General features: G+C 55.4%; 7 protein-coding genes. 5 read left to right on the forward strand and 2 right to left on the reverse strand.

Annotated elements, in window-relative coordinates; all coding sequences use genetic code 11:
• The first annotated feature begins 162 nt into the window (after positions 1-162).
• On the forward strand, positions 163-1,857 hold the full coding sequence (locus tag Q7O77_RS11670) for a thiamine pyrophosphate-binding protein (RefSeq protein WP_304167312.1): 1,695 nt from the start codon (positions 163-165) through the stop codon (positions 1,855-1,857).
• Between the two features lie 122 nt (positions 1,858-1,979).
• On the opposite strand, the gene Q7O77_RS11675 is transcribed toward Q7O77_RS11670, so the two are convergent.
• Positions 1,980-3,575: an alpha-N-arabinofuranosidase gene (locus Q7O77_RS11675; RefSeq protein WP_304167316.1), complete on the reverse strand. Its 1,596-nt coding sequence runs from the start codon at positions 3,573-3,575 to the stop codon at positions 1,980-1,982.
• Positions 3,576-3,766: 191 nt separating this feature from the next.
• A complete protein-coding gene (locus tag Q7O77_RS11680; RefSeq protein WP_304167319.1) occupies positions 3,767-4,681 on the reverse strand; it encodes a LysR family transcriptional regulator in 915 nt (304 codons plus the stop codon).
• Between the two features lie 171 nt (positions 4,682-4,852).
• Between Q7O77_RS11680 and Q7O77_RS11685 the strand changes: the two genes are divergently transcribed.
• From Q7O77_RS11685 to Q7O77_RS11700, 4 genes are read left to right on the forward strand one after another with little or no spacing between them, the layout of a single operon-like run.
• Entirely contained in the window at positions 4,853-5,629 is a 777-nt protein-coding gene (locus Q7O77_RS11685) for a 5-oxoprolinase subunit PxpA (RefSeq protein WP_304167322.1), read from the forward strand.
• 32 nt (positions 5,630-5,661) lie between these two features.
• Positions 5,662-5,910 (forward strand): acetyl-CoA carboxylase, encoded by a 249-nt coding sequence (locus tag Q7O77_RS11690; RefSeq protein ID WP_304167326.1) that lies wholly within the window; start codon positions 5,662-5,664, stop codon positions 5,908-5,910.
• A 53-nt stretch (positions 5,911-5,963) separates the two neighbouring features.
• Positions 5,964-7,352, forward strand: coding sequence for an acetyl-CoA carboxylase biotin carboxylase subunit (locus Q7O77_RS11695; RefSeq protein ID WP_304167331.1), 1,389 nt, complete (start codon positions 5,964-5,966; stop codon positions 7,350-7,352).
• Position 7,353: 1 nt separating this feature from the next.
• On the forward strand, positions 7,354-8,235 hold the full coding sequence (locus Q7O77_RS11700; RefSeq protein ID WP_304167329.1) for an allophanate hydrolase subunit 1: 882 nt from the start codon (positions 7,354-7,356) through the stop codon (positions 8,233-8,235).
• The last annotated feature ends 3 nt before the right edge of the window (positions 8,236-8,238 follow it).

Raw genomic sequence — 8,238 nt, forward strand, 5'->3', positions numbered from 1 at the left:
GATATGAAGTCATGAACGGCCTGCCTATTTTTTGTCAGAGTCTATCGCCTTTTATTGAGTATTTGTAATGCTCAGTATTGAATTCAATAAATGCTATCCCTAATTATTTTGCCGAATCTTATTATGTAATGCTGACTTGAACTTAAAATGAGGAAAGTCTCTATGGAAGAAATATCACAGCGGACAGTGGCGGAAATCCTTGTTAGATATTTAGAGGGTGTCGGAGTGGATACCGCCTTTGGGGTTTCAGGGGCTTATATTGCCCCTGTATGGAGGGCGCTGTCAGAATCGTCTATTCGAACCGTTCACTGCCGACACGAAACCGGCGCAACGTTTTGTGCTGCTGAATATAGCCTATACCTGCACAAGCCCGCCGCCGTATTTACCACGGCCGGACCGGGTATTATCAATGCATTGACGGCAGTGCGAGCCGCAAAGCTGGACGGCGCTAAAGTGATATTCATTGGTCCTATCACCACGGCGCAGCGTAACGGGCTTTGGGGGTTGCAACAAACGACGGTAGAGGACGTCAACGCCCTGCAGGGAGATGGCAATTCAGGATACTTCGATCAAGTTGTCTGTATTGATGAAAAAGAAAAAATAAGTGAAGCGATCGACGCCATTAATCATTTTAAAGTTTCTCAGGGCCATGTGCTCGGTATATTCATTCTTCCCCATATCCAAAAGTCGGAAGTCGCACACGACGAATACAATGAAAACACACAATATATTCCCTCGCCGATAGTCCGGAAAGATGAAGATGCGCTAGCCGCGCAGCAGCAAAAAATAGCGGAAGTGCTTGCCGCGGGTAATACCATTATCTGGAATGGATATGGTTGTCTCTCTGCATCAGACATATTAACGCGACTCGCCATCGAAACGCAGACGGCGGTTATGTCTACGCCTCGCGGGAAAGGTATTTTCCCCGAGAAGCATCCGTTATATTTGGGAACGACCGGCTTAGGCTGCGATGAAACGGCGCTTCTTTCCGCTATCCACCACCCCTCGTTAAAATCAATGGTTATTCTGGGAACGCGATTAGGGGAATCCAGCTCGCATTATCTTCAAAATAAAATAAAAGGTATTAAGGTCTATTATGTCAGCCTGGAAAATGCGGATATTAAAAATAACCTTCCTCCGGAAACCGAAGTTATTGATGCCGAGCTTTCAACATTTTTAGAGGGAGTCTACCAAAAAATAAAAACGCTCCCTCATGCTCACCTGTCGCGGGTTATTCCATTACCCGAGTCGTTTCAACGTCAGGTTCCGCTCAAGACCAATGACGGCCTGGTCAATCCCAAGGATGTGATGGCCGTGATTCAGAAGGTGGCGATCGATGAATACGACTGTCTGGTGGCGGCTGATGCCGGAAACTCGCACGTCTGGACAAACCGATACTTGCAGTTTCAAAAGCCTAATCGCTACCGGGTCAACTCAGCATTAGGCACGATGGGCCACTATGCCAGTGGTATTGTCGGGTTGGCGATGTCGGGTAAAGTCACCGTCGGTATCATCGGCGATGGTTCGATGCTGATGAATAACGAAATCAGTACCGCAGTTCAGCATCGAGCCCCGGCGATTTGGGTGGTATTAAATGATGGCGGCTATAACATGTGCCGGCAGGGGTTGAACTCGGTCGGTTATCCGGCGCTGGATTGTGCGATTCCGCAGGTCGATTTTGCGTTGTTCGCCCATGCCTTAGGCGCTGATGGGATTCAGGTCACCCGTCATGACGAATTAGAAACGGCGCTACGTGCGGCGATTACGCAAGCGGTCCCCACGGTCATTGATGTCCGGATTGATCGGGACGTGCTGCCGCCGGTCGCGGGGCGCAATAAGGCCGTCAAATCACTCTAAACCAAGCATCGCCATACCGCCGCGCATCGGCCGTTAGCGCACGGCAAGTTGATCAGCGCATTACCTCATTCGTGAGGTAATGCGCGTTCAATAGGCGTCCTGATTGCCGCAATCGCACTCCCTTATTCCAGACTGACCACCACCACTGATTTTGCTGGGATAGACAGATTCAGTTGCGACCCGTCGATCTTGCCACCCTGATAAGGGACAGGGTGAATGGCTTCGGCCTGACCGGGAACGTTATGTGCATCCGACGTCGTGCTGGTCAGCACTTCTCCCGCCACCGTTTTCACCTTCAGCGTGCCAAGTTTAATGGCCAGATCGTAGCCCTCGTGCTGGTTCATATTCGCGACCCCGATATACGTTTTGCCGTCTTTTCCCTTGGCGGCGGAAACATTGAGGGCCGGGAATGGGTGCCCGTCATACGTCAGTTGAGGCGCTTTTACCGTCAGCGGGATGGCGGTCGAATCCTGGAATGGCACGTACATTTTGTAGGCATAGTAGGTCGGCGTTAATGCGATCTTATCGCCTTCCGTCAGGATCATCGCCTGCAACACGTTAATGGTCTGCGCGATGTTGGTCATCCGTACGCGATCGGTATGCTGATGGAAAATGTTGAAGTTGGCGGCCGCCAGAATGCCGTCCCGCAGCGTGTTCTGCTGGAACAGATGGCCGTGATAGGTGCCGGGTTCGACGTTATACCATGTGCCCCATTCGTCGACGAACAGACCGATACGTTTCTCAGGATCGTTCTTATCCATGACGGCGATATGCTGGCGCAGCACGTCATCCATACGCAGCGTCTGTTGGAAAATGGCGTTCCACTGTGCGTCGGGAAAACCGGTGGCGGATGCCTGATTGCGGTTCTTCCAGTCGCCGGTGAGCACGGTATAGAAGTGCAGGGAAATGGCGTCCAGATGCGCGTTGGCGTTTTTCATGACGACGTCGGTCCAGTTCGTGTCGTCGTTATTCGCGCCGGAGCCGACGCGCACCGCCGTGTTGTCGTTATCGTTGTGGAAATTGGTGCCGTTTTTATGGAACAGTGCGCCCCAGCGGCGTAATTCGTTCGCATAGTATTCCGGCGTCATATTACCGCCGCAGCCCCAACTTTCATTGCCTATGCCGATAAAAGGCACTTTGAAGGGCGCATCGCGGCCGTTGGCGCGACGCTCGTTAGCCAGACTGTCGCGATCTTTGGACGTCAGATATTCGATCCACTCGCGCATCTCCGTCGGCGTAGACGAAGCCACGTTGACGGAAACATAGGCGTCCGCGCCAATCTGTTCGGCAAAGTCGAAAAACTCATGCGTGCCGAACGCGTTAGACTCGAGCGCGCCTCCCCACCAGTTGTTTTTACGCACCGGGCGTTTGTCGCGCGGACCGATGCCGTCGCGCCAGTGATATTCATCCGCAAAACAGCCCCCCGGCCAACGTACGACTGGCACCTTGATCGCTTTTAGGGCAGCGACCACATCGTTTCTGATGCCGCGCGTGTTGGGGATGGGGGAGTCGGGACCGACCCAGATACCGTCGTAAATACCTCGTCCCAAATGTTCGGAAAACTGGCCGTAGATATAGCGAGAAATCGGCGGGCCGGGATGGTCCGCCTGAAGCGTAGCTTCTACCCGGTGAGGGTCGGCGGCGGACGTTGAGCCGAAGGGCAAGGCCAGCGCGGCCAACGTCACGCCCATGATTCCTGTGAAGCGGTTTTTTTTCATAGACACCTCGGTGATGGCACAAAAAAAAACCTGAACGGCCTCTCGTAAGAGAACCTTTCAGGTTTTGCCTGGCCGACGGCCAGTGACAATCCAATATTTGTGTGAACCAAGGCTACTGAAATCGCCGTGTCGCGGCTGTTAGGCGGGTCACACTTCCACCGTTTGCGCTGTCGGGCCGGTTTCGGCACCCGTCAGCGGCGGTTGAAATTCATCTGCGGGGTCAGAAAGGCGCTGCGGAACCACAGTCGGAACGCATTCATCGACGGAGTAAATATCGCGTCTTTTCGCCATGCCAGCCCGACGTTCATGGGATGCAGATTGTCGGTCAGCGCGCGGGTTTCGATGCGTTTCCCTTCCAGCGACCAGGGGCGATAAACCAGATCGGACAGGATCGCGACGCCAAGCCCGTCTGCCACCATGCTGCGTACGGCTTCAACGGAACTGGTCCGCAGCATCACGCGGGGACGCTGTGCGCTTTCCTCCCAGTAGCGCATCGCGCTGTGGTCGGCCTCATCCACAGTCAGCATGATGAACGGTTCTTTGGCGACGTCCGCCAGCGTGAGATGCGGCTTGTCGCACAGCGGATGACGGCTGGGCAGCCAGAGACGGCGCTCGGAGTTAAATAGCGTTTCCGACGTGATGCCCGGAAGCGTCAGGTTAGCGGTCAGCACCAATGCGATATCCAGCGAGCCATCCAGCAGACCGCGTTCGATGTCGATGCGCTCCCGCTCGTAGAGGTTGATCTTCAGGTGCGGAAAAGCGGAAGAGAGCCGCTGCAAATGGTAAGGCAGAAAATAGCCCATCACCGTGTAGGAGGCAGCCAGATTCAGCTGGCCGCAGATCTGGTCGTCGGTGGAAGGAATATGCAACGCATCGTCCACGCTGCGCAGAATGGAGTAGGCGTGGTGCAGGAAATGAGTCCCGGTCTCCGTCAGCGTCATGCCTCGCACCGAACGCCGGAATAGCGGCTTTCCCAATAAACTTTCCAGCTCCTGAATGGCGCTGGTGACGCCCGACTGCGAGATGTTCAGGTGAATGGCAGCCTGCGATATCTGTCCCATTTCCGCCGTGGCGACAAAGTAGCGAATCTGGCGTAGTGTCAGCATGGTCTTCTCCGGTGTAAGGGGCTGAAATCAGTCCGGCGATGTCTCCGGGATAAGGCCTTATCCTACGATCTCTTTTTTCGATGGCTTGCTATCAGAAAATACTGCTATTCGGCTGTAAAAAACTTCCCCTATATTATTTTTAAATCAATGAGCTACCAATAATAAATTATTATGATAAAACACATCGACCTAAATTCTGATATGGGCGAAGACTTCGGAACCTGGGTAATTAACGGCAATATTGATCGGGAAATTATGCCACTCATAAGTTCTGCCAATATTGCTACCGGGTTTCATGCTGGCGACCCTACCGTCATGCGTAAAACCATCGAGATGGCGAAATATTATGGCGTCGAGATTGGCGCACATCCCGGCTATCGCGATTTAATGGGTTTTGGCCGTCGTTATATTGCTATGCAACCGGATGAATTAGTTAACGATATCGTTTATCAGCTGGGGGCTTTGCGGGAATTGGCGCGCTTATATCACATGGAATTACAGCACATCAAACCGCACGGCGCACTTTATATGCATCTGGCGAAAGAAGAAGCCTCGGCGCAGTGTTTTGTCGAAGCCCTGCATCGGATCGCGCCTAATTTACTGCTGTACTGCATGCACGGCACCGCCGTATGGCGAGCAGCCCAGTCCTTACAACATCCTGTAATTTGTGAGTTTTATGCGGATCGCGACTATGACCGGAGCGGTTCTATCGTCTTCACCCGCCGGGTCGGAGCGCTGAACCCGGACGACGTCGCGCAGAAGGTGCTCCGCGCCTGTCGGGATGGCGTCGTTCGCACCGTTGAGGGAGAAGATATTCCCATCGTTTTCGATTCGGTCTGCATGCATAGCGATACACCGGGCGCGCACGAATTGTTAAAGGCGACCTGCGAATTATTAAAAGCCGCATCCATTGCTATTACCGCACCCGAAAAGAAACCGGTGTTTTAAAAATAATAATGCCGTATCAGGAGTGATTATCGATGAAAGAATATGAAGTTTATTCTCCTTTGCCAGGCGTTTTTTATCGGCAACCTGCACCCGAGATGCCGCCCTTTATGGAAGAGGGCGAGAATGTTCAGGAAGATACGGTTATTGGCCTGATTGAAGTCATGAAACAATTTACCGAAATGGTCGCCGGGCATTCAGGAAAATTAATCGAATTCAAAGTGGAAAGTGGCGAACCGATCGAACCCGGACAGGTTATTGCCATTATTAAAAGCGATCGCTAAATAAACATTTTTATTATCGCTAAGCGTTTATTTTGATCACCGCGGAAGTGGAGATATTGATGCCGATAAATAAATTATTGATTGCCAACCGAGGGGAAATCGCCGTCAGGATTATTCGCGCCGCTCAGGCGTTGGGTATCCCGACGGTGGCGGCGTGCAGCGAGGCGGACGCCACCTCGTTGCCTGCTCAGCTGGCCGACGAATGTCGTATTATCGGCGCGGCGAGGGCCGACCAAAGCTACCTCAATGCGCAGGCGCTGCTACAGGCGGCGCGAGAGAGCGGGGCGGATGCGATCCATCCGGGCTATGGATTTCTCTCGGAAAACGCGGCGTTCGCCGATGCCGTTAGCCAGGCCGGACTGATTTTTGTCGGGCCGACGGCGGAGGTGATCCGGTCGATGGGAGATAAGTCCGCCGCCCGCCGTACCGCGCAGGCCGCTGGCGTCCCGGTAGTGCCTGGCTCTGAGCAGGATATCACCACGCTCGACGACGCGTTGCAGGCGGCGGAGCGCATCGGCTATCCGCTGTTGATCAAAGCGGCGGCAGGGGGCGGCGGTCGCGGAATTCGCATCGTGTCATCGCCGGACGAACTGCTGGCGGCCTTTCCGCTGGCGCAGCAGGAAGCCAAGGCCGCCTTCGGCTCTGGTTCGGTGTATCTGGAGCTATTTATCGAACATGCCCGCCATATTGAGGTTCAGATCCTCGGCGACGGCGAACAGGTGGTACATCTGTTCGACCGGGAGTGTTCACTGCAACGGCGGCGGCAGAAAATTTTCGAGGAAGCGCCGTCTCCCGCCTTGACCGACGCGCAGCGTCAGGCGCTGTGCGACAGCGCGGTGAAGCTGGCGCAGAGCCTGTCTTATCAGGGCGCGGGCACGCTGGAATATCTCTTCGATTCGGCCACCGGCCAATTCTATTTCATCGAAATGAACACCCGTATTCAGGTCGAGCATCCGGTGACGGAAATGGTCACCGGCGTGGATCTGGTGCAGTGGATGTTGCGGATAGCCAGAGGAGAAAAGCTGACCTTGCGGCAGGAGGCGATCGCGCTGAGCGGTTCGGCCTGCGAAATGCGCATCAATGCGGAAGATCCGGCGCGCCATTTCTTTCCCTGTCCCGGTACGGTGACGGATGTCAGCTGGCCACAGGGCGAGGGCGTGCGGGTCGAAAGTCATTTGTTCTCGGGGTATCGCATTCCGCCGTATTACGACTCGTTAGTGGCGAAGCTGGTTGTTCACGGCGAGGACCGCACGCAGGCGTTGTCCCGCGCCGCCGCTGCGCTGGCGGACCTGCGCATCACCGGTATCACGACCACCCAGTCGCTGCACCAATGGCTGCTGGCGGACGCGCGTTTGCAGGCGGGCGACTTTACCACGACGTCGCTGGAACGTTGGCTGACGGAACGGACCGCCGCAGACGCGTCGGCCGCGCAGGAGGTGTGACATGACGACAAAAGCCATTCGTTACAGCTTTGGCGGCGACGAACATTTGTTCGCGGAAATCGACGAAGCCATGTCGCTGGACGCGTTCTTTCGCGGCATGGCGATCACGCGCGCGCTGGAATCGCAGGCGCTGCCGGGCGTGTTGGATATCTGTCTGGCGAACGCCTCGTTTCAGGTGCGCTTCAATCCCGACATCATCGCGCCTGAGGCGCTGTTGCAACAGGTGAAAAACGCAGAGGCGCAGGCCACCGCTGGCACCTCGCTGTCGACGCGCATCATCGAAATTCCCGTGCTTTACAACGACCCCTGGACGCATGAAACGCTGATGCGGTTTCGCGATCGTCATCAGGATCCGCAGGCGACCGATTTGGAGTATGCCGCCGCCATCAATGGTTACGCCGAGGTGGCGGATTTTATCGCCGCGCACAGCGGCACGCCGTGGTTTGTGTCGATGGTGGGCTTCGTGGCGGGGCTGCCCTTCATGTTTCAGATGGTCGAAGAGGCCAAACAGCTGGAAGTGCCTAAATATCTGCGGCCGCGGACCGACACGCCGCGCCTGTCGCTCGGTCACGGCGGCTGTTTCGGCTGCATCTATTCGGTGCGCGGCGCGGGCGGCTATCAGCTGTTCGGCGTCACGCCCGCGCCCATCTATGACCCCAGCCAGCGCCTCGACTACCTGCAAGCCTCAATGGTGTTCTTCCGCGCGGGCGATATCGTCCAGTTCCGGGCGATGGATCGCGCCGAGTATGACCGGGCCGTGGCGGAGGTCGAGGCGGGCACGTTCAGCCTGCGCATCCGGCCGGTGACGTTTGAACGGGAAAAATTCAGCGCGGATGCCGCTGACTACACCCACTACCTGCGGGAGGTGCTGTATGCCGATTAAGGT

The organism is Lonsdalea britannica, assembly GCF_946477055.1.
In the GTDB taxonomy this organism is placed as follows: domain Bacteria; phylum Pseudomonadota; class Gammaproteobacteria; order Enterobacterales; family Enterobacteriaceae; genus Lonsdalea; species Lonsdalea britannica_A.